We start from the raw sequence: 1,106 nt of genomic DNA on the forward strand, positions 1-1,106 counted from the left end.
AGCCGGCAAGCGCTCAGGTGCGCTACCAACCCCTGGGCGTGGTCGGCGTCATCGTGCCGTGGAACTACCCGCTGTTCCTTGCAATCGGCCCGCTGACCTGTGCCCTGGCCGCCGGTAACCGAGTCATGCTCAAGCTCAGCGAAGCCACGCCCGCCACTGGCCAGGCGCTCAAGCAACTGCTGGAGCAGGTGTTCCCCACCGATCTGGTCAGCGTGGTGCTCGGCGAGGTAGAGGTAGGTCAGGCCTTTGCTCGCCTGCCGTTCGATCACCTGCTGTTCACCGGCGCCACCAGCGTGGGGCGCCAGGTAATGCTGGCTGCGGCGCACAACCTGACTCCCGTCACTCTCGAGCTGGGCGGCAAGTCGCCAGCCATAGTCTCGGCCGACGTACCGCTGGACACTGCCGCCGAGCGCATCGCCTTCGGCAAGACCCTCAACGCCGGGCAGACCTGCGTCGCCCCCGATTACGTACTGGTGCCGCGCGAGCGGCTGGAGGCCTTCAGCGACGCCTACCAGCGTGCCGTGCGCCGGCTGTACCCGCGCATCGCCGACAACCCCGACTACACCGCCGTCATCAACCAGCGCCAGCTGCAGCGCTTGCAACACCTGCTGGACGATGCCCGCGCCAAAGGTGCGCAGGTGCTCGACCTATACCCCGGTGAAACCCGCCAGGGCCGGCGCCTGCCACCCCACCTGCTACTGGGGGTGAACGACAGCATGCAGGTGATGCAGGACGAAATCTTCGGCCCGCTGCTGCCGCTGGTGCCCTACGACAGCCTTGAGCAGGCACTGGCCTTTATCAACCAGCGCCCGCGCCCTCTGGCGCTGTACTACTTCGGCTATGACCGCGCCGCTCAGGAGCAGGTGCTGCGCCATACCCACTCCGGCGGAGTGTGCCTGAACGACACCCTGCTGCACGTGGCTCAGGATGACTTGCCGTTCGGCGGCATCGGCCCTTCAGGCATGGGCCATTACCATGGCCATGACGGCTTCCTGACCTTCAGCAAGGCCAAGGCGGTGCTGGCCAAGCAACGCTTCAACGCTGCCCGGCTGATCTACCCGCCTTATGGCAAAGCCCTGCAGCGCCTGGTCTTCAAGCTTTTCATC

1 protein-coding gene is annotated in these 1,106 nt (G+C 66.1%); it reads left to right on the forward strand.

What is annotated here, in order from left to right:
- Positions 1-1,106, forward strand: a 1,106-nt coding sequence (locus tag JV551A3_RS29625) for a coniferyl aldehyde dehydrogenase (RefSeq protein WP_133979357.1), incomplete at both ends; no start/stop codon positions are given.

Source organism: Pseudomonas inefficax, from assembly GCF_900277125.1.
Taxonomy (GTDB): Bacteria; Pseudomonadota; Gammaproteobacteria; order Pseudomonadales; family Pseudomonadaceae; genus Aquipseudomonas; species Aquipseudomonas inefficax.